Source organism: Novacetimonas hansenii (genome assembly GCF_014843995.1).
Taxonomy (GTDB): Bacteria; Pseudomonadota; Alphaproteobacteria; order Acetobacterales; family Acetobacteraceae; genus Novacetimonas; species Novacetimonas hansenii.
This window is the reverse complement of record NZ_CP062147.1, coordinates 2,617,501-2,643,045: the sequence shown is the minus strand read 5'-3', so window position 1 is coordinate 2,643,045 and position 25,545 is coordinate 2,617,501. Positions and strand designations below refer to the sequence as shown.

Genomic DNA, 25,545 nt, shown 5'->3' with positions numbered 1-25,545 from the left:
CGATAATGCCATCGGACATCTGGCGGGATCCTCGGACGGTTCAGGGGTTATGAAAAGCAGCATCTGCCATACAATGCCGTTCCTTGTCACGGACTGCGCGGCGGTGCCGGATATTTTTTGGCGTGTGGCTGGTGTGGGGGACGTCCATGCGTCCCCCGTGAGGTGTCAGCCCAGGATACGCGCCAGCGTGGTGCCCAGCTCTGCCGGGCTTGCGCTGATATGGATACCGGCCTCGCGCATGGCCTCGATCTTGGCGGCGGCGGTTTCGTGCCCCCCCGTGATGACCGCGCCCGCATGGCCCATCCGGCGGCCCGGTGGTGCGGTCGCCCCGGCGATGAAGCCGACGACCGGCTTTTTCGTGCCGCTTGCACGGATCAGTTCCGCGCCCTCGATTTCCGATGTGCCGCCGATTTCACCGATCATGACGATCGAATGGGTGTCGGGGTCCGCGATCAGGCGTTCCAGAACATCGGTGAAATCCATACCCTTGACCGGGTCGCCGCCAATGCCGACGCAGGTGCTCTGCCCCTGCCCGATGGCCGAGGTCTGGGCCACGGCTTCGTATGTCAGCGTGCCGGAGCGCGAGACGATGCCCACATGGCCACGGCGGTGGATGGGGCCGGGCATGATCCCGATCTTGCATTCACCGGGCGTGATGACACCGGGGCAGTTCGGGCCGACCAGCAGGCTTGATGAACGTTCCAGCGCCATGCGCACCCGCACCATGTCCAGGACGGGAATACCTTCGGTGATACACACGATCAGCGGGATTTCAGCCGCAATCGCCTCCAGTATCGCATCGGCCGCGCCGGCGGGCGGCACATAGATGACCGAGGCGTCGGCGCCGGTTGCCTCGCGCGCCTGGGCCACCGTGTCGAATACCGGCAGGCCCAGATGGACTTCCCCGCCCTTGCCGGGCGTGACACCGCCAACCATGCGGGTGCCATAGGCGATGGCCTGTTCGGTATGGAACGTACCCTGTGCGCCGGTGAAGCCCTGTGTAATGACCTTGGTTGAACTGTTGACAAGAATGGACATCAGGCTGCTCCGGCGGTGCGAACGGCTGCGACGATCTTGCGGGCGGCATCGCCCAGGTCGTCGGCGGGAATGATGGTCAGGCCGGATTCGGCCAGAAGGGCGCGCCCGCGTTCGACGTTGGTGCCCGCAAGGCGCACCACCAGCGGCACGTTCAGGCCGGTGTCACGCGATGCGGCGATGATGGCCTCTGCGATTACGTCGCAGCGCATGATGCCGCCAAAGATGTTGACCAGGATACCGCGCACGTTGCGATCCGACATCAGGATGCGAAAGGCCGCGGCCACGCGTTCCGTCGTCGCCCCGCCGCCGACATCAAGGAAGTTGGCAGGCGATTCGCCTTCCATCTTGATGATGTCCATCGTCGCCATCGCCAGGCCCGCGCCGTTGACCATGCAGCCGATCGACCCGTCGAGCCCGACATATGCCAGCCCGTGGCGCGCGGCCTCCCGCTCACGCGGGTCTTCCTCATCCTCGTCACGCAGTTCGGCAAGGTGGGGGTGGCGGTAAAGCGCGCTGTCATCAAAGGACATCTTGGCGTCGAGCGCCAGAAGGTCGCCCGATCCGGTGACGATCAGGGGGTTGATTTCCACGATGGCGGCGTCAAGCCCGCAGAACGCGTCATAGGCGGCGCGCACGACATTTTGGAACGCGCGGATGGAACGTCCCGTCAGGTCGAGTTTCACCGCAAGGTCGCGCGACTGGTAATCGCAAAGGCCAAGGGCCGGGTCGATCACAGCCTTGAGGATACGTTCGGGGTGGGCTGCGGCGACTTCCTCGATCTCCATGCCGCCTTCGGACGACGCGACCACGGCGATGCGGCCATTGGCCCGGTCGACAAGGAGGGAGAGGTAGAGTTCACGCGCGATGTCACAACCCGATTCGATGTATACCTTGCGCACAATCCTGCCCTGCGGCCCGGTCTGTTTCGTGACCAGCGTGCGTTCCAGCATGGCGCGGGCCGCATGCCCGGCCTCTTCGGCCGTGCGTACCAGGCGTACGCCCCCCCTGTCGTCCCCGGCGCCGGCGAAATGGCCCGCGCCACGGCCGCCTGCGTGGATCTGCGCCTTGACCACGGTCAGGGGCGCCGCAAGCTCGCGCGCGGCGCTGACCGCATCTTCGGCAGAGGTGGCGACACGACCGTCAGGCACGGGCATGCCGAACGAACGCAGCAGCGCCTTGGCCTGATATTCGTGAATGTTCATGTTGCGACCCAATCTGTCGTTTTTCTTGTTGTATGCGTAATGAGGCGTACACGATCCATGCGTGGTTTTACAACGATCCATGATACGCGGGCTTGGCGTAATGGCGAAACATGTGCCATGTCGTGCGGCGTAATGACATGTCCCGGTGGGGCTGACGGAGTTTATGCGAGAGTAACGGATTGCGATGAAACACTGGCGCATTGAACAGATGGACTGGGACGGGTTTGATCCGTCACTGGTAAATCCGGAGATCATTCCCCTCGTCAAGGCCGCGTCGGTGGTGGAGCGTAACGGAGTTGATTACGCCGCATATCTGAAAAACGTTTTTGCGGATGATCCCGATTTTCGCCAGGCGGCCGACAGGTGGGCGCATGAGGAGGTGCAGCATGGCGATGCACTGGGCCGGTGGGCGATGCTGGCGGACCCGTCATGGGATTACATGCATGCCTTTGAACGCTACCGGGACTCGTATCGGCTGGATCTTGATGTCGATACCTCCATCCGGGGATCGCGCACAGGGGAACTGATCGCGCGATGTATGGTGGAGACGGGGACGTCTTCTTTTTATACCGCGCTGGCCGATGCAACGCAGGAGCCCGTGCTCAAGGCGGTGTGCAAGCAGATCGCCGCCGATGAATACCGTCATTTCAAGCTGTTTTATGACCATATGCACCGTTATCTGAAGCGCGAGAAGCTTGGTGTATGGCAGCGTGCGCGCATTGCGATTGGCCGTGTGGGCGAAAGCGAGGATGACGAACTTGCCTCCGCTTATCACACCACCAATGAAGCGCCGGGGCAGCCCTATGACCATCGCCGCTGTATTGCGGCGTATATGTCACGCGCGCTCAAGGTCTATCAGCCGCGCCATACCAACCGCGTGACGGGCATGATCCTCAAGACGATAGGCTGGGCCCCGCATGGAAGGCTTCATGCGGTCATTGCACGCGTGTTTTACTGGCTGCTGAAATTGCAGCAGAAAAGATTTGCCCGCATGGCGGAGGCCACCTGAGGCGCATGGCAAGAAGGGACAGGGACGGGATGACGGTAAGGTATCGGCGCATGGCGGAACGCGGGTCGGTGGCGGGCATGGCCCCGCGCCTTGTGCTGGGCGTGGTCCTGTCTGGCGCGATCCTGTCCGGCGGGGTTCCGGTGATCGCCCCCCTTGCGCAGGCCCACGCCGATGCGCCGGAGACTTCTGCCGCCGCGCATGCTCCTGTGACGCCTGTGCCGGGCGTATCTGTCCCTGTGGCGGCGCCGGAGGCTGTGGCTGCCACCGCTCCCGCTCCCGCTGCACAATCCGCAGGTGCCACAGCAGGCATGTCCGGCGGTGTGTCGGCTGGCGTGTCTGCCCCGGCTGTCGCGGCACGGCCTGTGCCTGTGCCTGTGCCCGCGCCTGGGCCCGCCGTGCCGACCGGGCCCTTGCCCGTCGGTGGCCCCGCGGCCCCCGAACTGGGGGAAGAAGCGCGGGCGGTGCGCCTGCAGGCGGCGCAGATCGGGCTGCGGGCCTTTACCGCGCCCGATTTCCATCCCGGCAAGGTCCGCCATATCGTGCTGATGCGCTTCTTACCTACCATCACCGATGCCCAGCGCGCCGAAGTCGTGCGCAGGTTCATGGCGTTGGGGCAGGTATCGCGGCGTGATAATGGGCAGCAGGTCATCGCAGATATCGAGACCGGCGTGCAGATGAGTGGTGAGGGCGTGGACCAGGGCTTTGGGCAGGGGTTTGTCGTGACCTTCAATTCCGAAGGTGATCGCAATTACTATGTTGGAAAGCCGGTGGTCAGCGATCCTGCCTATTTCGATCCCGCGCACGAAGCGTTCAAGAAATTCGCCGCCCCCTATATCATCGGGGTGCTGGTGTTCGATTATGCGCTGCCTGCGCATCAGGCGCAGCGCACGCGCCGCGCGGCGGTCATGCGACCGGGCATGACGCAGCAGCAGGGATGAAGATGGCCCCCGGCCCGTGCGGGACGGGGGCTGACATATCGGGGTTCGGGAGTGTCGCGCGTGTGCCGATCATGTGCGCCCGTCAGGAACGCACCCGCCAGAATGGAGAATTCGCATGACATCGGTCACGCTTGGACACCTGGACGAAACACTGCACGAGGCCACGGCCGCCGCCGTCGCGCGTGTGCTCGAAGCCTATGAGCTGGAAATCGAATATGTTCCCGCCACGCATGAGGCGTTGATGGCGCACATGCGTAATGGCGATATCGACCTGTTTGTGTCCGCATGGCTGCCCGATGTGGATGCGGCCTATCTTGACCCGGCGCTGGGGATGGAACCGCTTGGCGATCTGTATCGGCCTGAATTCGGCTGGTACCTGCCCACGGCCGCCGCCATGGGCCTGACCTCCATCGCCGAACTGGCCGCGGATGGCCATGATGTAAACCGTGAAATCGTGGCGGCGCAGTCCGTTCTGGACCGGGTGCGCCAGGGCGTTGCGGCCTATAACCTGACGGAACATGGTTTTACCATTGCGGCCCGCCCTGATGCGGAGGCGATGCAGTATGCCGATCAGGCGATCAAGGCCGGCGAACCGGCGGTCATCGCCCTGTGGCAGCCGAATTTCCTGCATTATGGCAGCACCAGCCTGACGCCGCTGCTGGACCCCAAGGGCGCGCTGGGCACGGCGCAGACGGCGCGGATGCTGGTGCGCCGTGCGGTGCGGGCGGACCTTGACAGCGACATGCTCGACGAACTCGACGAACTGACGCTGGGTAACAAGGTGGTCAGCGCGCTTGACCACGCCATGCGGGTCGAGGATATGAGCGCAGATGCCGCCGCCGAAGCCTGGCAGCGCGGCAAGCTGCTGCCGCGCTGAGGGCGGGATGGAGGTGACCGGCGGTGGCGATGCGCGCGACGGGGGGCTGGCGGCCCAGTACGAGGCCTATCCCTATCCCGAGCGTGACCCGCGGGACGAGACGCGGCGGCTGCTGATCGGCAGCCCCAGCCATCTGCGTGAAATCGACTACTGGGTGTTTGGTGCGACCCGCGCGCGTTCGCAGCCATTGCGTGCGCTGGTCGCGGGGTGTGGCACGGGGGATGGGGCCATCATGCTGGCCACCCACATGTCGCGTGATGAACGCCCGGGCGAGGTCGTGTGCGTCGATCGTTCGGAACACGCCCTGCGCATCGCGCGTGACCGCGCGCAGGCGCGTGGGCTGGACAATATCCGTTTCGTGCCGGGGGACCTGACGCATCTGGATGCGCTGGACCTTGGCCTGTTCGATTACATCGACTGCTGTGGGGTGCTGCATCATTTGCCGGACCCCGATGCGGTGCTGTCATGCCTTGCGCGGATGCTGGCGCCGGGGGGCGGCATGGGGCTTATGGTCTATGCGCCTTATGGCAGGACCGGCGTGTATATGCTGCAAGACGCATTGGCGCGCCTGGCCCCGTTGGAGGAAGCACCCGCGCGCAGGCTGGATGTGGCGCGGCGGGTCATGCGCCATCTGCCGACAACCGCATGGCTGCGCCACAACACCAACTTTGGCGATCATCTGACGGGCGGGGATGCCGGGCTTTATGACCTGCTGCTCAATCCACGTGACAGGGCGTATGACGTCACGGCGCTGTTTGGCCTGCTGGACCGGGCGGGGCTGGCGGTTGCATGCCTGATGGAACCACTGCGTTACGATCCGGCGCTGCTGCTGCCCGATCCGCGCCTGCGTGCGCGCCTGAAGGATATGTCCGAACGTCAGCGCGCCGCCGTGGCAGAGGACATCGCGGGCAACATGGCCACACATGTGGTGTATGTCACCCGTGCCGACACGCCGGTAACGCGCGCGGACCCGATGGCCGGTGATGCCGTGCCGGTGATGCGTGAAATCCCCGGTGTCGAACTTGCGAAACAGATCGGGCCTGATGACCGGCTGCCTTTCGCGTTCGGCACGCTGGTTGTGCCTGTCGCGGTGCCGCCGCAGACGCGCGGACTGCTGCCGTTGATCGACGGGGAACGCACGGTGGGCGACCTTGCGGCCATCATGGAAACGCGCGGTATCTCTGCCGCGCGGTTTGCAACCATCTGGCGCACGATGTTTACCACCCTGTCCGGGCTGAACCGGGTCTTGTTGCGCGCCCCACGCTGATGGGGGCTGGCCGCCGCCTGCCGATTGTCATCTTCGGCGCGCGGGTCCGCCCGGATGGGACACCCTCGCGCACGTTGCGCCTGCGGGTGGAGGCGGCGGCGTCGTTCGCGCGCGATTGTGAAAATCCCCTGCTGATCCCGACAGGCGGCCCGCGTGACGGCCTGCCGTCGGAAGCACGGGTCATGGCCGGGCTGCTGCGTGAGCTTGGCGTGGCGGATGGGGACATCATGCCAGAGGAGACGGCGCGCGATACGCTGGACTCGGTGCTGGCATGTTCGCGGCTGTTGCGCGCAATCGGGTATGACGGGCCGGTGGCCGTCGCCAGCAGTGCCTATCACCTGCCGCGCTGCATGGTGTTGATGGCGCTTGCGCGGTGGCGTGTGGTGCGGGTTCCTCCGCCACGGCATCCGGCCGCGCGTTCGGTGCCGCGACGATGGTTCTGGCGCCTGCGCGAAGGGGCGGCCCTGCCATGGGATGTGTTGCTGATGCTGGTGCGGCGGGCACGCGCGACATCACCTCATGATTGACAGGGGGGGCGTCGTGCCGCCATCACCGCAGGGATTTTTTGAACATTAAGCGGGACACGACAGCCATGCCTGTGCAAGCCTTTATTTTCCCCGGTCAGGGAAGCCAGTCCGTCGGGATGGGACGCGACCTTGCCGATGCGTTCGCGCCCGCGCGTGAAGTTTTCCAGGAAGTTGACGATGCGCTGGGCCAGCATCTGTCGAAACTGATGTTTGAAGGCCCGATCGAGGAGCTGACCCGCACGGAAAACACGCAGCCCGCGCTGATGGCGGTTTCTCTGGCCGTGCTGCGTGTGCTGGAGCGCGAGGGCGGTGTGGATCTGCGCACGCAGGTCGCGTTGGTGGCGGGGCATTCGCTGGGCGAATATTCCGCCCTGGCGGCGGTGGGGGCATTCGGCCTGACGCAGGCGGCACGCCTGCTGCGTGTGCGTGGGCAGGCCATGCAGAAGGCGGTTCCTGTGGGCAGGGGGGGCATGGCCGCGCTGATCGGCGTTGACCTTGAACAGGCCCGCGCCATCTGCGAGGAAGCCGCGGTTGTAAAGGAAGAAGGCCGGCCCGACCGGCACGAGGTGATCGAGATCGCCAATGACAATGGCGGCGGCCAGGTGGTCGTGGCGGGCGAGAGTGCAGCCATTGAACGCGCGATCGCCATTGCCAAGGCACGTAAGGTCAAGCGCGCGCTGGCGTTGCCGGTTTCCGCGCCCTTCCACTGCTCCCTGATGGAACCTGCGGCCGAGGCCATGCACGATGCGCTGGCGCGTGAGGATATCCGCCCCCCCGTCATCCCGGTCGTTGCCAACGTGACGGCGGCGAAGGTGACGGACCCCGCCACCATCCGCGACCTGCTGGTGCGGCAGGTCACGGGCACCGTACGCTGGCGTGAAAGTGTGGAGGCAATGGTTGCGATGGGCGTCGACAGTTTCGTGGAGATCGGCGCGGGGAAGGTCCTGTCTGGCCTTGTGCGGCGCATCAATGGCGATGTGGCGACATGTTCGGTCGGAACCCCCGCGGATGTCGAGGCTTTCCTGGCAGCGCGCTGAGGCGCACCAGTTGCGGCGGCCCGGCAGGTGCGCGGGCCGCCATCCCAATAGCAAGGAAAATGGCTGTTCATATGTTCAGGCTTGATGGAAAGGTGGCGCTTGTAACCGGGGCGTCGGGTGGAATCGGCAGTGCGATCGCACGTGCGCTGCATGGGCAGGGGGCGTGTGTTGTCCTGTCTGGCACGCGTGAACAGGTCCTGCGCGATGTCGCGGCGTCCATCGCGCGCGACGCAGGCACGGATGAAGGGCGGCTGCATGTCTGTACCGCCGACCTGTCGGATGCGGCGGCGGCGGATGTCCTGGTCGCCACGGCAGAGGAAAAAGCCGGTGCGCCGCTTGATATCCTTGTCAACAATGCCGGGCTGACACGCGATACGCTTGCGATTCGCATGAAGGACGAGGACTGGAGCCGCGTCATGGATGTGGACCTGTCGGCGCCGTTCCGCCTGTCGCGCGCGACGCTCAAGGGGATGCTGCGTCGCCGCAGCGGGCGTATCGTCAATATCGCCTCTGTCGTCGGGGTGACGGGCAATGCGGGGCAGGTGAACTATTCCGCCGCCAAGGCAGGCATGATCGGCATGAGCAAGTCCATGGCGCAGGAAGCTGGCGCGCGTGGCGTGACCGTCAATGTGGTGGCGCCGGGCTTCATCCAGACGGCGATGACCGATGTCCTGCCTGATGCGCAGAAGGAAAAGCTGGTTTCCGCGATTCCTCTGGGCCGGATGGGACAGCCCGATGATGTTGCCTCTGCGGTGGTGTACCTTGTATCACCACAGGCGGCCTGGGTGACGGGCGCTACGTTGCATGTCAATGGCGGCATGGCGATGTCCTGAGGCGGGATGTAGAGAATTTCGCTGGACACCGGGCCAGAAGTGGCAAAAAAGAAGGGTGAACGGGGCGGCGTATCCCCACAGGATGCGTCGCTGGCGCAAGGAAATGCGATGATCGCCTTGGCGGGGACACGCAAACCGTGCTAATCGCCCGCAGCTTCGTCCGAAGCGGGCCGGACGCTTTTCCCGCAGTTCCGGTTTGCGGGACGTTACCAGGACGAATGAGTTTCGAACCGCCCGTTTCTTCAGGGGCAGACAGGAAGCAGAGACAGATGAGCGAAATTGCCGATAAGGTTAAGAAGATCGTTGTCGAACACCTTGGTGTTGACGAAAGCAAGGTGACGCCGGACGCCTCTTTCATCGACGATCTGGGCGCCGACAGCCTGGACACCGTTGAACTGGTGATGGCGTTCGAGGAAGCCTTCAGCGTTGAGATCCCCGAAGATGCGGCGGAAAAGATCACGACCGTCAAGGACGCGATTGATTACATCGAGAAGCAGAAGGCCGCCTGAGCTGCGATTGCGGCTTTCATGGCTTGAGTAAAGAAACAGTCAGGTATTGTTGGATTCAGGGAGCAGGTCGGGTTGATACAGTCTGCCGGATTGGCGTCGAAGCAGCGACGCGTTGTTGTGACCGGTATGGGCATCGTCAGTCCGCTCGGGCTGGGGATTGAACATAACTGGTCACGTCTGGTGGCGGGGGAAAACGGCTTTGGCCACATTTCCGCGTTCGATCCGTCAGGATTGCCGGCGCATGTCGCAGGCGAGGTTCCGACCGGGCCCACCGAAGATAATTGCCTGACTCTTTCTGACTGGGTTCCTGTCAAGGACCAGAAAAAGATGGATCGCTTCATCCATCTGGGTCTGGTGGCAGCAACCGAGGCGGTCGAGGATTCGGGCTGGAAGCCTGAGTCCGAGGAAGACCGCTGCCGCACCGGTGTCATGATCGGCTCCGGGATTGGCGGTCTACAGACCATTTACGAGGCATCGGTCACGGTAAAGGAAGGTCGCGCGCGACGCCTGTCGCCCTTCTTCATTCCTTCCGCGCTGATTAACCTTGTGTCGGGGCATGTCTCCATCAAATACGGTTTCAAGGGGCCGAACCATTCCGTGGTGACGGCCTGCGCCACCGGTGTGCATGCGATCGGCGATGCCTCGCGCATGATCATGCTGGGCGATGCCGATGTCATGGTCGCGGGCGGCGCGGAAGCCGCCGTGTGTGAACTCGGCATTGCCGGATTCTGTTCCGCAAAGGCCCTGTCCACCCATTTCAACGACACCCCTGCCAAGGCATCCCGCCCGTGGGATCGCGACCGTGACGGGTTCGTCATGGGCGAAGGTGCAGGCATTGTCGTTCTGGAAGAATATGAACACGCCAAGGCACGTGGCGCAAAAATCTATGCCGAGGTCGTGGGATACGGGATGTCGGGCGACGCCCACCACATCACCGCGCCCGCAGCCGGCCATGATGGCGCGTTCCGCGCCATGCAGGGGGCATTGCGCAGTGCTGGTCTGACGCCTGCCGATATCCAGTATGTCAATGCACATGGCACCTCCACCATGGCAGATGATCTGGAGCTTGAGGCGGTTGAGCGCCTGTTTGGCGATGATGGGCGCAAGCTTGCGATGTCGTCCACCAAGTCGGCCATCGGGCATCTGCTGGGGGCGGCTGGCGCGGTGGAGGCGATTTATTCCATCCTTGCGATTCGCGATAACGTCGCGCCGCCCACGCTCAATCTTGACAACCCGTCGCGTGAGAGTGTGATCGACCGCGTCGCGCATGAAGCGCAGGAACGTCGCATTGACACCATCCTGTCCAACAGTTTCGGCTTTGGCGGGACAAACGCCAGCATCATCCTGCGTGGTGTCTGACCACTGGGCCTGATAAGCCCTGCCGGGCGGAGATGACGCGAAAGGGGTAACGTGCGTAAGGTTCTGGCCGGACTGGGTCTTGTTTTTCTTGTTCTGGTTCTGTCGGGGCTGGTGGGTATCGGGTTCGGGGCATGGGTATTCACCCGCCCTGGGCCATTGCCTGATACGCGTGTGGTTGTGGTGGCCAAGGGGGGCGAAGGCAGTGCCTATGCCTCGCTTCAGGCTGCCGGCCTCTTTCCCGATGATGCATGGACACATCCCGTCTTTCGTATTGCAGTACGCCTGACCCGTCCTGACGGGGCGCTGCATGCCGCCGAACTTACCTTTCCCGCCCATGCGTCGATGCAGCAGGTTCTGTTTGTATTGCGTCATGGCAGACCGGTCATTCATCGTCTGACCATTCCGGAGGGACGCTCGGCCCTGCAGATTGCGGCATTGCTGTCGGATGCGCCCGCGCTGGACGGGACGTTCATTCCTCCGGCGGAGGGGAGTGTGATGCCCCTGACCTATGATTATGAATGGGGGATGGGGCGTGCGGCGTTGCTGGAGCGTATGCAGCGCGCCATGAAGCGTGCGCTGGCCCATGCATGGGAAGGGCGCGTGCCCGATCCCGTCATTGCGGACCCGCAGGCGCTGCTGGTTCTGGCTTCCATGGTTGAACGCGAAACCGCCCTGCCTGAGGAACGGCCGATGGTGGCGCGTGTCTTTCTCAATCGCCTGCATCAGGGGATGCGGCTGCAATCGGACCCGACGGTGGTTTATGGCCTGAACCAGGGGGCAGGCCCATTGGGGCATGCATTGTCACATACGGATCTGATTACGCCCACGGCCTATAATACCTATGTCATACCGGGGTTGCCGCCCGGTCCCATATGTTCCCCCGGCGCTGCCGCGCTGGAGGCGGCGGCCCATCCGGCGGACGGGACGATGCTGTATTTTGTGGCCAATGGTCATGGCGGGCATGAGTTCGCCAGCAGCCTTGGCGACCATAACAGGCATGTCAGTGAATTCAGGGCGCATCAGATGTCAGGCAGGCCCTGAAGATTCTGGCCTGCGATGTCGTTGCAGGGCAACATATTGATATGATGTAAAATCAGGGATTTCATGGCGCTGCCTTTCGACGAAGGCAGCGCTCATGAACGCCTGTTTTTGCCAATTGACCCGCTGCTTACTGGCTGGGTAGGTCCTGACTGTGGACCTGTCCTGCCTGTGCGGGTTGGGCGACGGGCTGGCTGTTGGTCGTGGTTGCGTTGGCGCCTGCTGGGACATTGGCCTGCGCTGTTGTCAGGACCTCGCTCAGCGCGCTGCGCAGGGGGTCGGCACCCGGATTGTTGACGCGCATGGAAATCACGATGTCTTCCGGCCCGACGACCTGACTGTAATATGCCCGGTTGGCGGGGCTGTTGACCTTCAGCTTGGAGCCGCCAAGGGCTGCGCCCGCGAACAGGCCCTTTGATTTTTGTACGCCCATAATGTCGGTGTTATGCGATCCTGCCGTGCCACTTTCGATTCCCGAACCGGAGGATGCAAAGGATGTCCCTGCATCGGCCCCGAACTTGAATTGACTGTCGAGCAGCGATTGCACACCGTTATCGGTCATGACGAACATCATGATTTCGGCATCCTGCATGCCAAGTTGCAGGCCGAAATTAGCGGTTGCAATGGTATAGAATGCGGGGTCGGACCATGATCCACGCGCATCACGTGTCAGCAGGACACATCCACCGCTGCCGCCGCCAAAGGCGATGGACATGCGAAAGACGGACGGACATACGATCACGCCGCGTGCCTGTGCAAGGTAGCGGGTGATTTTGCTGGTGGATTTTGCCCCGGAAAAGATGTCCCGTACCGCCAGCGTGGCCCTATCGACAAGGTTCTGTTCCTTTTCCATGGTCGCGGTTGCGGCCATGGCGGCATTGCAGGGCAGCGCAAGCAGGGCTGCGGCCATTAAACTTTTGACGAAGAAACCGTTACGCACGCCTTGTGCTCCCTTTCGATCGTGCCGGACCGTGGCATGAACGGGCCTGTCCCACCCCATGATGGGACATGGCCCGCTTTCATGGCCGAATGATGGTTGGTTATGTCAATGTTCGACGCCCATCAATCCATGGATACGCCAACCGCGCGTGACAGTGCATCGGCAATATGCGGCGCCGCGGCAAGGATGGTCGCATCCCCTTCCAACCCGCCATCACGCAGGAACGGCGACACGCGCGCGCCCGCTTCCTCCAGCAGGACGAGGGCGGCGGCGACATCCCACAGGTTGATGCTCATCTCCAGATAGCCGTCCTGCCGCCCACATGCGACTTCGGCCAGGGCAATGGCCCCGGACCCGCCGGAACGTGGCATTGCGCCAAGGCCCAGGATGGCATCAATCTTCTGCTGGAACACACCGGGTCCGACGCGGTTGCTCCATCCCATCTCGATCAGGGAACTGGCGGTGTCCGATACGGGGGAAGCATGGATACGCCGCCCGTTCAGGAATGCCCCATGGCCACGTATCGCGGTATAGGTTTCCCCCAGGGCCGGGGCCTCGATAATGCCCGCGATGGGGGTGTCACCGTCCATCAGGCCAAGGGAAATGCACCAGCGGTTGCGCCCGCGCGCGTAATTGGATGTCCCGTCAATCGGATCGACCACCCATCGCAGGCTGCCGGTGCGGGTGCGTCCCTCTTCTTCGCCCTGGAACCCATCCTCGGGAAACATCTCGCCAATCCGCTGGGAGATCAGGGCTTCCACTGCGCCATCGGTTTCAGTCAGCCAGTCCTGGGCAGCCTTCTGTGTGGCCTGCGGGCCGCCGGGGGCAGGGCGCATTTTCATCGCAAGGGCGGCGGCGTCGCGCACGACCGAACGGGCGGCTTCGAACCGGTAAAGAATGGGAGTGGACATGGGCTTTCCTTTTTTACTTTTACTGCGTTACCGCGCGGCAGTTTTGGACCTGTCATTCCGAACGTAGTGCCGTGTGTAGCACCGTGGCCAGTGCGGGGTCTTCCATCCGGTTCAGCCTCTGCGCCGCCAGCATGGCGAAACGGTGTGTTACGCTGCGCCGTCGTGCCGCCTGTAATGGGTGGTGCGGGGCGGGACGCACGATGGCGGCATCGGCAATCATATGCCTGAACCCAGCCATCATGGGGACATCGACGGTCATGATGCCGACATCCTGTGGCAGAACCTCTTGTGGGAAGGTCTGTGGCACCGCGAAATAGAATGCGTCGCACCACGGGCGATATTCCGGCCATTTCAGGTCGCCGCGGAAATCGGGCAATCCGGATTTGATCTCGATACAGGTGAACTGCCCGTTCGGGCTGAGGGCCATGACATCCGCGCGCCGCCGGTTTGGCAGGGGCATTTCGTGCAGCACCGCCCAGTCATGCTGTCCGCACAGATGGGCAATCGCGCGCCGGATCACGGGTTGTATGTCGGCGGTGGTCAAGGCTGGATCGGGCGCGCGCATGGTGGTGTCTGATGGCATGAAAGGCCCGCCCGGGAAACGGTGTGTAAATACAGAAAAGTTTTCGATGTCAGGAAAGGCTTTTTCCCAAAGGCGCCTGAAGACATGGGCTTTTGAAATTATTGGGGACAACCCTACAAAAATTATTAATTTCAGCTGGGTCTTCCGTCTGTCGTTCTAAGAGAGTGTTTGAAAACAAGTCATTGATAAAAAACAAGAAAAGTTTTTGGGTGCTGCCTTTTTTCAAAAAGGCGGCGTCTTCTGAAGCTTTTTGGAAAAAGCTTCACCAAAAACCCTTATAATTTCAGGGTGTTATCGAGCCTGACTTTTCAAACAGTCTCTAAGGAACCGTTTGAAAACAACCTGTTGATAAAAGATATTTGGGTGGCACTCTTTTAAAAACGCGATATTTCGCCTTTCCGAACGGTCTTTCAGACGTTTTGGTGAACGATTGTGGTTTCCTGTCCGATCAGGCGTGTCACCAGTTCGAGGTCGGCAGGCTTGTCCACATCCACGGCGGCGCGACCGTCATTAATGGGGATCAGGCCAACGCGTGCGCCGGTCAGATGGCCGATGCGATCGCATACAGCCGCGCGCGTCAGGCGGCGCAGGACAAAACGCAGGAGTATCCCCAGCCCCAGAAGGCGCGCCATGCGCAGGGGATGTTTGCGGTCGTTTTCCAGCCGCTGCCACAGTTTCAGCACCGACATCGCGGCAGGCGTACGCAGGAAAAACAGGTTACAACCCGAAAAAGCACCATCGGCCAGACGGATCATCGTGCGTTTGGTGTCCGGCACGTCGCGCGCGATGTCCGTATCCAGTGCGATGCCAGCGGACATGTCACAATTCGCGCGGGTGGAATCGGCAATGAATGCCGTGATCCATTCGGGACGTAGCAGGGCATGGTCCGCCGTCGTGACCAGAAGGGGCGCGCCGAGTATGCCCAACGCGTTCATGACGCTTGCACTTGGGCCTGCGGCCTCGGGGATGAATGTCACGGATGGGGGGACGGCGTCGCGTATGGCGTCGGGGCTGTCGATGCACACCACAACCCGACCCAGTCCTGGTACCTGCATCAGGGCGTCACATACCCGCGTGATCATCGGGCGGCCACAGACCGGCAGGATGGCCTTGTGCGAAATGCCCGCAGCCTGCGCCATGGGATCGCGTATGCCGCGCCTGCTCCCCGCGAGGATGAGGACATTCAACCCGGCACTGGTGGCGCTCATGCGGCGTTCCGGTTCGGATTCGCACCATCGGGGCGGTCGCGTGGCGGTGAACCGGTCAGGTCCATGACCCATGGGTAGCGTTGCGCCTCGGCCTGATCATATCCCAGGTTGAAGACGCTGGGACTGCGTCGGCAGCTTTTCGCATCAACGTAATAGCTGCGGAAAAGCCGGTCGGCGATGAAGCTGGTAATGCCGTAATTGCCGTTTTCGTTGTGGAAGTGATGCAGCACATGGCGCTGCTTCATACGCTGTATCCACGACATTCTCGGCTTGTAATTAAGATGCTGGATACAGTGGAAGAATTCATAGATGCACGTGATCGTAAGCCCCGCGCCGAATGCGGCGGCAGCACCTGCGATCTGCCCGATGGCAAAGCCGATGGGAATGGTGACGATCGCGATGGTGGGAATGGTATTGAGGGGCGAACCGAACAGGACATCAAGCAGGTGCGGGTCCTGATGGTGGTCAAAATGGATGCGTTTCCACAGGGCGGATGTCCATTTCAGGCGATACAGAAACCGTCCGTGCAGGATGAAGCGGTGGATGGCATACCAGACCAGCGGATAGACAAGGACAACCGACGAAACGCTGATGACGACCGGCAGCCATGACACGAATGTATGGACCATGATGCCAAAGCTGCACAGCGCCAGTGCGAAATAAAGCAGAATGGTCGGATAGGTGAGGTAGGCAATCCACAGTTGGCGAAGATTCATCTTCCCAAGGTCGAAGCTGCGCCCCGTCCTGAGCGATGTATTCTTCAGGGTGCTGGTAATCATCTCTCTTCTATCCTCAATAGCACTGCCACAACGCCGAGAATGAAAATTACGATCCCGACAAAAACCGCCACCACAGAGGGAAGCGTACCGGCATTGCCCAGTGCCCGCAATAACCCCTGGAATACGACAAATACCAGTCCCGCCCCAAGGCACCATACAGGAAGCCAACTACGTGCTCCGGCCCGGGGGGGGATATAAACCACAGGAATAGCCAATAACAGCATAACCGTAAATGTCAGGGGTAACATGATACGACCCAGTATTTCGGTCATGAAGAATGCCGGGGACTGGCTTGACGGAAAAGCATTATGCAGGACACGCACCATTGTCATGATTGACAGCGGCGTATTCTCCGACATCTGCAGCAGCACGTCAGGTGTCAGCGCGCGTGGCCAGTCGAGTGTGAGGCGCGTATCGTCCTGCAACGCGACATCTTCCACCCGTGTGGGGCTGAGGACCGTCAGCGCATGATCGGGCACGCCGCTCCACCGGTTGATGAAATAACGGACTGTCGGCAGGTGGATGACCTTCTGCAGGGCGCCTTCATCATCACGGCGATAGACGGTGACGTCATGCAGTTCCCGCCCGCCATGGGCAACGCCGCCGATATTGACCAGTGTCATGCCCGTGCGGAACCAGACGTCGCGCGTCACCCCGTTGGGGGCGGGGGCAGTGCTGTTCCACCACCGCGCCTGTGCGATCTCGCTCCGCGGGGCGACCTGATCGTCCACCACCACGCATAAGACCCCAAGGCCAAGCACGGCGGGCAGGAACAGGCGGAACAGCCCCGCAGTCGAGAGGCCGGCCGCCCGCATGATGGAAATCTCGTTCGAACTCGTCAACTGCACCAGCGTGATCAGTGCCCCGATCAGCACCGCAAGCGGCATGGCGTTGCCAAACAGCAGCGGCAGGCGGATCACGGCGTAATACAGCACCCCGGACAGGCCGAGATGCCGGCTCATGATTTCCGTGACCTCCTCCAGCAGCGCCAGGACTTCCATCAATGCGATGATGACCGCGGCGGTGATAAAGATCTTGGAGAGGAGTTCGCGCGTCAGGTATCCCACCAGGACGCCGCCACCAGGCAGCAGGGCGCGCATGACCCGACGCATCATGAATGTGAATCCTGAATACGCCCGGGCAGGCCATCAGGCGACAATGTGCGGCGGGCCGCGGGGTGTTCGGGCATCATCAGGATGCGAATGCCGCCACATCGCCATATCAGCGCCCAGACGCAGCCGATGCCAAAAACCAGTGTCGGCAGCCAGATCACCAGTAATGGCGACATATGCACGTTCGCAACAAGGCTGAGGCCCATTTGCAGGGTATGGTCGAACCCGACCAGCGCGATGGCCGCGATGGGCAGGCCAAGGCTGCGTTTCTGTCGTTTCGCCATAACCGCCAGTGCGCAGGCAAGCAGCGGGATGAACGGGATCGCCAGCGTCCGCGCAAGGCGGAAATGCAGTTCAGCGACAAGATAGGAATGCTTGATGCCCGGCATGCCATGACGGATGCCACGATACAGTTCAGGCAGCGTCAGTTCACGTTCCGTCTGCCCACGCGTGCGATATGCCTTCAGCTTGTCCAGTTGCGCATGCGGGGAAAACAGTTCCGTCGTATGGTCGAAATGGATGACGCTCGGGCTTTTGTCATGCCGGTCGGTAATGATGGTCCCGTCGATCAGGTCAAGGCGGATCTTGTCTTCATCATTGGGGATGTAAAGATATCCCTTACGTGCGGTGATATAACGCGTCAGGTCATGGTTGCTGTTGTCACGGATGAAGACCTTGAACATCCGTGATCCCGCATCATCGACCTTTTCCGCCGTCAGCATCAGGTCGTGTGACGGGGCGGCGAACATGTGCGATTGCAGGTGGGGGGCCCAGCCACTATGGCTGGCGAAATATAGGGCCGAGCGGTAATTGTAACGGGCATAAGGCTGTATGAACCCATAGAGCGAAAAGCTGAGCACACCGAGGATGGCCCCCACGACGATGAAAGGCCGCGCAATGCGGAACATCGACACGCCACTGGCCATCAGGGCGTCGATTTCGTGGTTCTGGCTCATCCGGCGGATAACGGAAAACACGCTGACGCACATGGCCGCTGGCAGCGCAAGGCCGAGATAATGGGGCACAAGGTCCGTCAGCAGTGATACGAACGTCTTCATCGAACTGCCGTTGGACGCCAGCAGGTTGAACAGCGCCAGAAGCCGTTCCAGCAGCAACGCCGCCATCACCACGCCCAGCGAGATGGAAAATGGCGGGGTGACCTGCTGCAGCAGGTAATGATCCAGCGTTCCGGGCATCAGTCCCCGGAAACCACGGCGCATGGACGGAGGAAGGTTCATCAGGGCGTGCTTATACCCGAAAGGGCCGGTGATGAAGCAGCGAAGGTGAAAATAATCGGTGGCGTGGTGGTGGCCTTTCCATCGGGCAGCATGATCCTGCGTGTGATTTCCATACGATAGCCCGTCATAAAGGAGGAGACATGCACCAGATTCCATGATGCCGCGCGTGCAGGGTCTGACGTATCGGTGGATGCGGACGCCACGCCCATGACAGGCACCGGGCCATTGCGGCCCGGGAGTGTGGCAAGCGTGGAGACATGGGTATGGCCATGCAGGACCAGTTCCGCACCATGTTGTGCGATACATGCGCCAAACCTGCCGGCATCCCGCAGGGACTTGCGCCGCGATGTCAGGTGCGCCAGCGGCGGATGGTGGATCATGATCACGCGGCATAGCCCCTGTTGGCCGGTTTCCTCCAGCACGGCGGCAAGCCGTGCGGCCTGATGCGCGCCAATGTCGCCCGATGCGTTGAAGCACGGGGTGGGATGGGCGGAATTGAGGCCGATCAGGGCGACAGGCCCGACCCGACGGACGAACGGAAAGGGAAGGGGGCCCATCCAGGGGCTCCACCGGCCGATGGTGGCGTGCCAGTCACTGCTGACCAGCGCATCATGATTGCCAGGCACCACCGTGACCGGCATCGGCAGGCGTGACAGCCACCCTTCCGCCTGCGCGCACTCGTCAGGCAGGCCCAGATTGGTCAGGTCCCCGGTCAGGGCCAGCATATCGACGTTATGGGCCGCAATATCTTCCATGACACGTTGCAGGGCGGCCGTGCGGTGGATACGCCGCCTGCGTTGCCATGACAGGTAACTCAGCACCCGCTTGTTCAGGAGATCCCCCGCACGGATGCGCAATGTGTCGATTGCCAGATGCGGATCGGAGGCATGTGCAATTAGAATATCGGTCAAAAGGCACTTTCCCCTGGATGCGTCTGGATGCGCCAGAATGGCGGCTTTGCAGGCTTTGCGATGACCGGGACACGCCATCCCGACGTGATATATGTCGAGAAGGGCGGGTTTTCCTGCCTTGCAATAAAAGGCAGATGGTTGCTTATGACCCGTACGTCAAATTTCTATACGATTGGGATCACCCGTGACACCACGCTTCGTCATTATCCATAATCCGCGCAGTCGGCGGAATCGAAGCGGGAATGAACATTACAGCATGATGGCCCGGCAGTCGCTGGGTGACAATTTCCTTACACCGCGGGCGCCTGACGAACTGGTAAATACCGTGGCCGACCTTGCCCGGCGCAATGTGCAATGCATCGTCGTAGATGGGGGGGACGGCACCCTGAGTCATGTACTCAGCGCGGTCCATCATTACTATCGTCCGGACAACCTTCCCGCAATCGCGATCCTGCCTTCGGGAAATACGAACCTGATCGCGGGCGACGTGGGATTCGGCCTGCGTGGGATGGAGGCGCTATCACGGCTCAACCACCTTGCGGCAGGGGGTGATATGCGGCGCAATATCCGTCGTCGCCGTGGTCTTGTCGTCAGTTGGAGCGATCCGCAACGCCTGCCTGTCGTGGGTATGTTTCACGGGGGGGGCGCATTCCGGCGTGGTATCGAACTGGCGCACCAGCCTGCGATCCTTGATCGGTATTCACATGAAATGGCGGTGATTGTGACGCTTTGTTCCTCCATCGCGCACCTGCTCTCGCGCCGTTCCCGGCAGGAATGGCTGCATGGAGATCAGGTCGCCGTCACGGTGGAGGATATCCCAAGGCGTAATGGCGCGTGCTTTTTGTTTCTGGCGACGACATTGCAGAAATTGCCGCACGGTGTGTGGCCGTTCTGGCAGGGGCAGGGGCAGGGGCAGGGGCATGATTCGCATGGTGACGGTATCTGGTACCTTGATGTGGCAGGGGGCCCACCGCGCCTGACGGGGGCTGTGATGTCGCTGCTGCGTGGGCGTGTGCCGACGTGGCTGCGGCGTAATGCTGCGTATGACAGTGGTTGCGCACGGCGGATACGGCTGGAGATGAAGGAGGATTTCGTGCTTGATGGTGAAGTCATGGATTCCGGCCCCGATGGCGTGACCTATCTGTCCGCCACGCCTCCCATCGACTTTATCCAGGCATGAGGGAAAAATGATCCCACAACAGACATCCAGCCCCCCTGATGCTGGTGCTGCTGGCGAAATCGCGCATCTGCTGGTGTCCGAACTGATCCAGCCGGTCGCGCCTGATATTACATCCTTTGTTACCGCCATGATTGGCCCGTCGCGGCCGCTGGGGGTGCTGTTTTATGGGTCCGCCCTGCGACAGCCGGATATGGATGGGATACTGGATTTCTATATCATCGTCGAACATCTGTCCGATTGGCCCGCCGGGGGCTGGGCGCGTACGGCCAACCGGCTTTTACCACCCAATGTGGAATATCATGAACGGCTGGTGGATGGACGGATGGTGCGTGCGAAGGTCGCGATCCTGACGCTGGCGCAATTTCGGCAGATGACCGGGCGGGGAACGCTGGATACCACCATATGGGCGCGTTTCTGTCAGCCGGTGCGTCTGGTCTGGGTGCGCGATGCGGTGGCCGCCGATACCATCCTGGCCTGCCTGATTCGCGCCGTGGCGATGGCCGCGCGCTGGGCCATGGCGCTTGGTCCCCGGCGGGGGCAGCCCGAAGAGTTCTGGAACGCGCTGTTTTCAAATACCTATGGCGCGGAATTGCGTGTCGAAAATAACCGTAAACGCCCACGTGCCATCGTGCAGGGGCATGAGGTACGTTACCGCGCGCTGCTTGCCGCTGCGTGGCGTGCTGATGGGCTGCCTTTTATGGTGCAGGGCGATGTGCTTGTGCCACAGGTGGATGAGGCCTGGCGCAGGGGAATGCTGGATGGCTGGTGGTTGCGCCAGAAAATGGGGCAGCCGCTGAATATCGCCCGCCTTGCAAAAGGAACGTTCACATTTTCCGGTGGCGCGCGTTACATCGCGTGGAAAATCAAGCGGCATTCCGGCATAGACCTGCCGCTGTCACCCTTTGCCGAACGTCACCCCCTGATCTGCCTGCCGCATCTGTTATGGTCGTTGCGACAGGCAGGGTTCTTCAGGCGGAAACAGGTGCGCGATTGATGCCCAGTTCCCCGGCCACGGCGGCGAAAACACTGACGGCCTGATCGACCTGTGCAGGCGTATGCGTCGCCATGACGGAGGTGCGCAGCAACGGATGCTGGTCCGGCGTCGCGGGGGGCAGGCTGAGGTTGACGTAAACCCCAAGGTCCAGCAGCCGGTTCCAGAACGTGACGGCCTGTTCCACATCATCAAGGATGACGGACACAACCGGGCTGGCCTGCGGCCCAGTCCGCAGGCCAGCGGCGTTCAGCCCAGCATGCAGGCGACGGGCATTGTCCATCAGTTGATGGCGCAGTTCCGGCCGGTTTTCCAGTTCATCAAGTGCCGCCATGGTTGCGGCGATAACTTCCGGCGGCAGGGAGGCGGTGAACATGTAAGGCCGCGAACACAGCCGGATCAGGTCCAGCCCGTCATGGTTGGAGACGCAGTAACCGCCGACGGTCCCAAGGCTCTTGGAAAAGGTGCCGACAACGAAATCAATGTCGTCTTCCACGCCGTCGGCTTCGGCCACGCCACGCCCATGTTCGCCCATGACGCCCACGGAATGTGCTTCGTCGGCCAGCAGCCATGCCCCGGTTTCACGCTTGACCTGTGCGAATTCTGCCATTGGCACGACATCGCCCATCATGGAATAGATCCCCTCCACCACGATAAGCTTGGCGCCGGGAGTACCATCAAGGCGACGCAGCCGCTTGCGCAGGTCATCGGCGTCGTTGTGGCGGAAACGGATGACCTGCGCATGGCCAAGGCGGCTGCCGTCATAGATGCTGGCATGGCTGTCGGCATCAAGCAGCAGGTAATCATCCTTGCCCGCCAGTGCGGAGATCGTGCCAAGGTTGGCCTGGTACCCCGTTGAGAACACCATGCAGTGGCGACGGCGGAAAAATGCCGCAAGCCGGGCTTCAAGCTGGCGATGCAGTCCCTGCGTGCCGTTCGCGATGCGCGATCCGGTCGTGCCGACCCCATATTTACGTGCGGCTTCGACGGCGGCTTCGATCGCGGCGGGTGACTGGCTGAGGCCAAGATAGTTGTTGGTGCCGAACAGTAGGGTTTCACGTCCCTCGATCAGCCCCACGGTGGAGGAAATCGGGCGTTCGATCACCACGTCAAACGGGTTGCGCCCACCCCCGGCTGTCACGGCGGAAAGCGAACGCGACAGCCCCTCATATTTCGAAAAAATGGACATGCGAATCAGGACGCCTGTTTGAGGGAAACGATACAGGCGGCCAGATCATCAATCGTGCGGATATCCGCCAGCCGGTCGAGGGGGACGGAGACGTCGAGCTTGTCCTCGATTTCCATGACGAAATTCATGACGGCCAGTGAATCGAAAGCCAGATCCTCGACGATCTTGCTGCCGCCATTGATATCACGGGGAACCTTGGGGTTCGCCAGCAGTGTCTGCACAATGATGGCCGAGACGTCCGCTACCGTTTCACTCATTATTACATCCTTATGGCATGACCCTGCCGGATATCACCGAAAAGGGGGTCAGCGTGTCGTTGCCAGAGTCCGGGGGTTTCCGGAACAGGGGGCCGCGCCAGATGGTGTCCCCCCATGAAGGAACCCCTTATGATTGAAAAGCGGTATTTTGACCAGTGCCGCTTTAACCTGTCAGCCGCGCATCCGTTCCCGCCACATGACGGGAACGGATATGGGCTCAGGCCACGGAAATGGTGGTGTCGATCGGTTTGAACGCCCCTGACAGCAGCATTGCCTTTGCCCGTGCGCGTGTCAGCTTGCCCGAAGACGTCTGCGGCAGGGTGTGGGGCGGCACAAGGATGACCGAAACATCGACGCCGTGCTGGCGCCGGAACAGGCTGGCGGTCTCATTGCGCAGGGTTTCGCGCGCTTCGGGGGTCGTGGCGCGGCACTGGACCAGGGCAACGATCTTTTCCCCTTCGCTTTCATCCACGGAAAAGACCGCGACGTCACGACTGCGCAGGGAGGCGATTTCCGTTTCGGCTGACCATTCCAGGTCCTGCGGCCAGATATTGCGGCCATTGATGATGATCAGGTCCTTGGCGCGGCCGGTGATGACCACTTGTCCGTCCAGCATATAGCCAAGGTCGCCTGTATTAAGCCACCCGTCGGCATCAACGACCTTGGCCGTTTCCTGCGGTTGACGGAAATAGCCCTGCATCAGGCTGGGGCCACGCACAAAGATTGTCCCAAGCTGCCTGTCCTTGACGACCTTGCCGTCGCTGTCGCGGATCTCAAGCTCGTGACCGGGCAGGACCTCCCCACAGATGACGAAGGTGCGCAGCATCTGTGACGGGTCATTGGAAGGGGAGGCAATGTCCTGCGTTTCCAGGATGCGCAGGTCGATCGTATCGGTCTGGATACCCGAACCAAGCGGGACGAAACTGATGGCAAGGGTTGTTTCCGCCATGCCATAGCTTGCGGTAAAGGCGCGACTGTCAAAGCCGGAGGCGGCGAAACGTTCCGCAAAATCTTCCAGGATGTGATAGCGGATCATGTCACCGCCAATGCCCGCCACCCGCCAGCACGACAGGTCGAGTGAGATGGAGGTCGCCCGCCGTGCGCACAGTTCGTAACCAAAGGACGGGCTGTAGGAAATCGTGCCGCGATTACGGCTGATCAGGTCCAGCCAGACATGGGGGCGACGTGCGAATTCACGTGTCGGCAGCAGGTCAACGCTCAACTGGCACGTCATGGGGGTCAGAAAGAACCCGACCAGCCCCATGTCATGATAGAGGGGCAGCCATGAAACGCAGCGGTCCCCGGTTTCACGCACTTTCAGGCCATTCAGCGCGATGGCATGCGCATTTGCCATGCCAGAACGCTGCGTGACCGCGATCCCCATGGGAAAGCGTGTGCTGCCCGATGAAAACTGCAGGTAGGAAATATCGTCAGCCCTGACTTCTGGCAGGTCGGTCACGGTGATCGGCGTGGCCAGCAGATCCTCGGGGACACCGGCGAAACGCAGGTCTAACCCTTCGACCAGCTCGTCCTTCCACGAGGCGATGATGGAGGCGATGACCAGTGCGGATGCATCCGCGCTTGCCACCATACCACGCAGGGTTGCGACATACCCTTCGCGCCCGCCAAATGCCACGGGCAACGGCAGCGGGGCCGGGATCAGGCCGGCATACTGGCAACCAAAGAAGATGCGCGCGAAATCCCCATCGCTTTCCGCAACGATTGCAACCCGGTCCCCCGGCCGCAGTCCCCGCGACAAAAGGCGCTGTGCGACCTGGCGGGACTGCTCGCGCAAGGTGCGGTAAGGAAGTGCCTCTAGCAGTTCACCCCGGCCCGAGTAGATATTGAAACCGCTTTCGCCTTCCGCGGCGTAATCAAGCGCCTGCAGGAAGGTATCGAAATCGCCGTAGCGTCGCGGCTGGCCAGAATCTGTAGGGGTCGGGAGACGTGTCATTTCCGGTAATGTGACTTCCACGGGCAGGACTTGGAATGAAGAAAACGCGGTCATCAATCATTTGCCCTTAGAAAGTCAATGATTGAATTCGCAGCAGTCGCGGCGCTCGGTCCCGGTACGGCATGGCCGAACGTGTCATGTATATATGATTTCTGCCGGTCTAGGAATTGGGTCTGCATTGTAAACGCCCTGTCGATTTCATGGTCCAGGTCCGTGACTGAATGGATCACGTTCCCCAGCGACCAGCTCGTATAGTTCGGGTTGTCACGCCACTGGGTCGCATGGGCATCAACGAACAGGCATGGGCGTGGCGTGGTCAGGAACTCTGCAACCTGACTGCTGACGTCACCCATATATAGGTCAGACCCCATGGTATAGGTCATGTCGATGCTTTTCTCGCTACCAGGATCAAACAACATATGCCCGCAGTTTCGGTAGGGATGGAACAGCCGTTGTGCCTGGGTACGGTGGCTGTCGAACAACCTGTAGTGCGGAGCGAAAACCAGATTGTATTTCTGCTGTCGCGCAAAATAATCGAGTATCTGAATGCCGAATTTCGGGAATGATGACAAGTGGCGACTGAAATGCGGGTTATACAGGATGGTCGGGCGGTCATTCTGGAACAGTCGAGCACGATGAATATTCATGCGCTGCACCA

26 protein-coding genes (1 of these 26 only partly in view) are annotated in these 25,545 nt (G+C 61.6%); 12 read left to right on the top strand and 14 right to left on the bottom strand.

What is annotated here, in order from left to right:
- Positions 1 to 165 precede the first annotated feature (165 nt).
- Together sucD and sucC are read right to left on the bottom strand one after the other, a co-directional pair.
- Positions 166 to 1,038, bottom strand: coding sequence for a succinate--CoA ligase subunit alpha (gene sucD, locus IFJ82_RS11540; RefSeq protein ID WP_003618449.1), 873 nt, complete (start codon positions 1,036 to 1,038; stop codon positions 166 to 168).
- Positions 1,038 to 2,240: an ADP-forming succinate--CoA ligase subunit beta gene (gene sucC / locus IFJ82_RS11535; RefSeq protein WP_192264672.1), complete on the bottom strand. Its 1,203-nt coding sequence runs from the start codon at positions 2,238 to 2,240 to the stop codon at positions 1,038 to 1,040. Before sucC ends, sucD begins: the two co-directional genes overlap by 1 nt.
- Before the next feature lie 184 nt (positions 2,241 to 2,424).
- Here sucC and IFJ82_RS11530 point away from each other — a divergent pair, with 184 nt between their 5' ends.
- The 10 genes from IFJ82_RS11530 to mltG all read left to right on the top strand — a co-directional run bounded on the left by IFJ82_RS11530 (position 2,425) and on the right by mltG (position 11,637).
- Positions 2,425 to 3,249, top strand: a complete 825-nt coding sequence (locus IFJ82_RS11530) for an acyl-ACP desaturase (protein ID WP_075594936.1) — start codon at positions 2,425 to 2,427, stop codon at positions 3,247 to 3,249.
- 29 nt (positions 3,250 to 3,278) lie between these two features.
- The gene (locus IFJ82_RS11525; RefSeq protein WP_225578654.1) at positions 3,279 to 4,187 is read left to right on the top strand and encodes a Dabb family protein; all 909 of its coding nucleotides are present in this window, start codon (positions 3,279 to 3,281) and stop codon (positions 4,185 to 4,187) included.
- Positions 4,188 to 4,302: 115 nt separating this feature from the next.
- Entirely contained in the window at positions 4,303 to 5,064 is a 762-nt protein-coding gene (locus IFJ82_RS11520) for a glycine betaine ABC transporter substrate-binding protein (RefSeq protein WP_003618459.1), read from the top strand.
- Positions 5,065 to 5,071: 7 nt separating this feature from the next.
- Complete coding sequence (locus IFJ82_RS11515) at positions 5,072 to 6,331, top strand: class I SAM-dependent methyltransferase (RefSeq protein ID WP_225578850.1); 1,260 nt, start codon at positions 5,072 to 5,074, stop codon at positions 6,329 to 6,331.
- Positions 6,331 to 6,858 carry a YdcF family protein gene (locus IFJ82_RS11510; RefSeq protein ID WP_192264668.1) on the top strand — a complete coding sequence of 176 codons (528 nt, stop codon included), beginning with the start codon at positions 6,331 to 6,333 and terminating at the stop codon, positions 6,856 to 6,858. The genes IFJ82_RS11515 and IFJ82_RS11510 overlap by 1 nt, the downstream gene beginning before the upstream one ends.
- Positions 6,859 to 6,974: 116 nt before the next feature.
- Complete coding sequence (gene fabD / locus IFJ82_RS11505) at positions 6,975 to 7,895, top strand: ACP S-malonyltransferase (protein ID WP_003618464.1); 921 nt, start codon at positions 6,975 to 6,977, stop codon at positions 7,893 to 7,895.
- 71 nt (positions 7,896 to 7,966) lie between these two features.
- A complete protein-coding gene (gene fabG / locus IFJ82_RS11500) occupies positions 7,967 to 8,728 on the top strand; it encodes a 3-oxoacyl-[acyl-carrier-protein] reductase (protein ID WP_003618465.1) in 762 nt (253 codons plus the stop codon).
- Between the two features lie 269 nt (positions 8,729 to 8,997).
- A complete protein-coding gene (locus tag IFJ82_RS11495) occupies positions 8,998 to 9,237 on the top strand; it encodes an acyl carrier protein (RefSeq protein WP_003618476.1) in 240 nt (79 codons plus the stop codon).
- 126 nt (positions 9,238 to 9,363) lie between these two features.
- Entirely contained in the window at positions 9,364 to 10,596 is a 1,233-nt protein-coding gene (fabF, locus tag IFJ82_RS11490) for a beta-ketoacyl-ACP synthase II (RefSeq protein WP_048859332.1), read from the top strand.
- Positions 10,597 to 10,647: 51 nt separating this feature from the next.
- Positions 10,648 to 11,637, top strand: coding sequence for an endolytic transglycosylase MltG (gene mltG / locus IFJ82_RS11485; RefSeq protein WP_192264666.1), 990 nt, complete (start codon positions 10,648 to 10,650; stop codon positions 11,635 to 11,637).
- A gap of 127 nt (positions 11,638 to 11,764) precedes the next feature.
- On the opposite strand, the gene IFJ82_RS11480 is transcribed toward mltG, so the two are convergent.
- The 8 genes from IFJ82_RS11480 to IFJ82_RS11445 form a co-directional block, all read right to left on the bottom strand.
- Entirely contained in the window at positions 11,765 to 12,544 is a 780-nt protein-coding gene (locus IFJ82_RS11480; RefSeq protein WP_075595023.1) for a lipid-binding SYLF domain-containing protein, read from the bottom strand.
- Positions 12,545 to 12,696: 152 nt separating this feature from the next.
- On the bottom strand, positions 12,697 to 13,485 hold the full coding sequence (locus IFJ82_RS11475) for an inositol monophosphatase family protein (RefSeq protein ID WP_048859330.1): 789 nt from the start codon (positions 13,483 to 13,485) through the stop codon (positions 12,697 to 12,699).
- Positions 13,486 to 13,537: 52 nt separating this feature from the next.
- Entirely contained in the window at positions 13,538 to 14,068 is a 531-nt protein-coding gene (locus IFJ82_RS11470; protein ID WP_408887659.1) for an MmcB family DNA repair protein, read from the bottom strand.
- A 410-nt stretch (positions 14,069 to 14,478) separates the two neighbouring features.
- Positions 14,479 to 15,276: a nucleotidyltransferase family protein gene (locus tag IFJ82_RS11465; protein WP_003618488.1), complete on the bottom strand. Its 798-nt coding sequence runs from the start codon at positions 15,274 to 15,276 to the stop codon at positions 14,479 to 14,481.
- A complete protein-coding gene (locus tag IFJ82_RS11460) occupies positions 15,273 to 16,055 on the bottom strand; it encodes a sterol desaturase family protein (protein WP_003618490.1) in 783 nt (260 codons plus the stop codon). The genes IFJ82_RS11465 and IFJ82_RS11460 overlap by 4 nt, the downstream gene beginning before the upstream one ends.
- Entirely contained in the window at positions 16,052 to 17,170 is a 1,119-nt protein-coding gene (locus IFJ82_RS11455) for an LptF/LptG family permease (protein ID WP_192264664.1), read from the bottom strand. Before IFJ82_RS11455 ends, IFJ82_RS11460 begins: the two co-directional genes overlap by 4 nt.
- Positions 17,167 to 18,405, bottom strand: a complete 1,239-nt coding sequence (locus tag IFJ82_RS11450) for an LptF/LptG family permease (protein WP_048858922.1) — start codon at positions 18,403 to 18,405, stop codon at positions 17,167 to 17,169. The genes IFJ82_RS11455 and IFJ82_RS11450 overlap by 4 nt, the downstream gene beginning before the upstream one ends.
- Positions 18,405 to 19,316 (bottom strand): metallophosphoesterase family protein, encoded by a 912-nt coding sequence (locus IFJ82_RS11445; protein WP_075624449.1) that lies wholly within the window; start codon positions 19,314 to 19,316, stop codon positions 18,405 to 18,407. The genes IFJ82_RS11450 and IFJ82_RS11445 overlap by 1 nt, the downstream gene beginning before the upstream one ends.
- 256 nt (positions 19,317 to 19,572) lie before the next feature.
- Between IFJ82_RS11445 and IFJ82_RS11440 the strand changes: the two genes are divergently transcribed.
- Together IFJ82_RS11440 and IFJ82_RS11435 are read left to right on the top strand one after the other, a co-directional pair.
- A complete protein-coding gene (locus tag IFJ82_RS11440; protein WP_003618500.1) occupies positions 19,573 to 20,496 on the top strand; it encodes a diacylglycerol kinase in 924 nt (307 codons plus the stop codon).
- A 7-nt stretch (positions 20,497 to 20,503) separates the two neighbouring features.
- A complete protein-coding gene (locus tag IFJ82_RS11435; protein WP_192264662.1) occupies positions 20,504 to 21,490 on the top strand; it encodes a hypothetical protein in 987 nt (328 codons plus the stop codon).
- Here IFJ82_RS11435 and spt read toward each other — a convergent pair.
- The 4 genes from spt to IFJ82_RS11415 all read right to left on the bottom strand — a co-directional run.
- Positions 21,465 to 22,676, bottom strand: a complete 1,212-nt coding sequence (gene spt, locus IFJ82_RS11430) for a serine palmitoyltransferase (protein ID WP_075594923.1) — start codon at positions 22,674 to 22,676, stop codon at positions 21,465 to 21,467. The two genes, IFJ82_RS11435 and spt, sit on opposite strands and share 26 nt — an antisense overlap.
- Positions 22,677 to 22,681: 5 nt before the next feature.
- On the bottom strand, positions 22,682 to 22,933 hold the full coding sequence (locus IFJ82_RS11425) for an acyl carrier protein (protein ID WP_003618505.1): 252 nt from the start codon (positions 22,931 to 22,933) through the stop codon (positions 22,682 to 22,684).
- A 217-nt stretch (positions 22,934 to 23,150) separates the two neighbouring features.
- Positions 23,151 to 24,887, bottom strand: a complete 1,737-nt coding sequence (locus tag IFJ82_RS11420) for a fatty acyl-AMP ligase (RefSeq protein ID WP_178388377.1) — start codon at positions 24,885 to 24,887, stop codon at positions 23,151 to 23,153.
- A gap of 53 nt (positions 24,888 to 24,940) precedes the next feature.
- Positions 24,941 to 25,545, bottom strand: partial view of a sensor domain-containing protein gene (locus IFJ82_RS11415; protein WP_192264660.1) — the 3' portion only. It continues 529 nt past the right edge of the window; 605 of the gene's 1,134 nt are visible here — the last part of the coding sequence; its start codon lies off the right edge, out of view — the gene reads right to left on this strand; its stop codon occupies positions 24,941 to 24,943.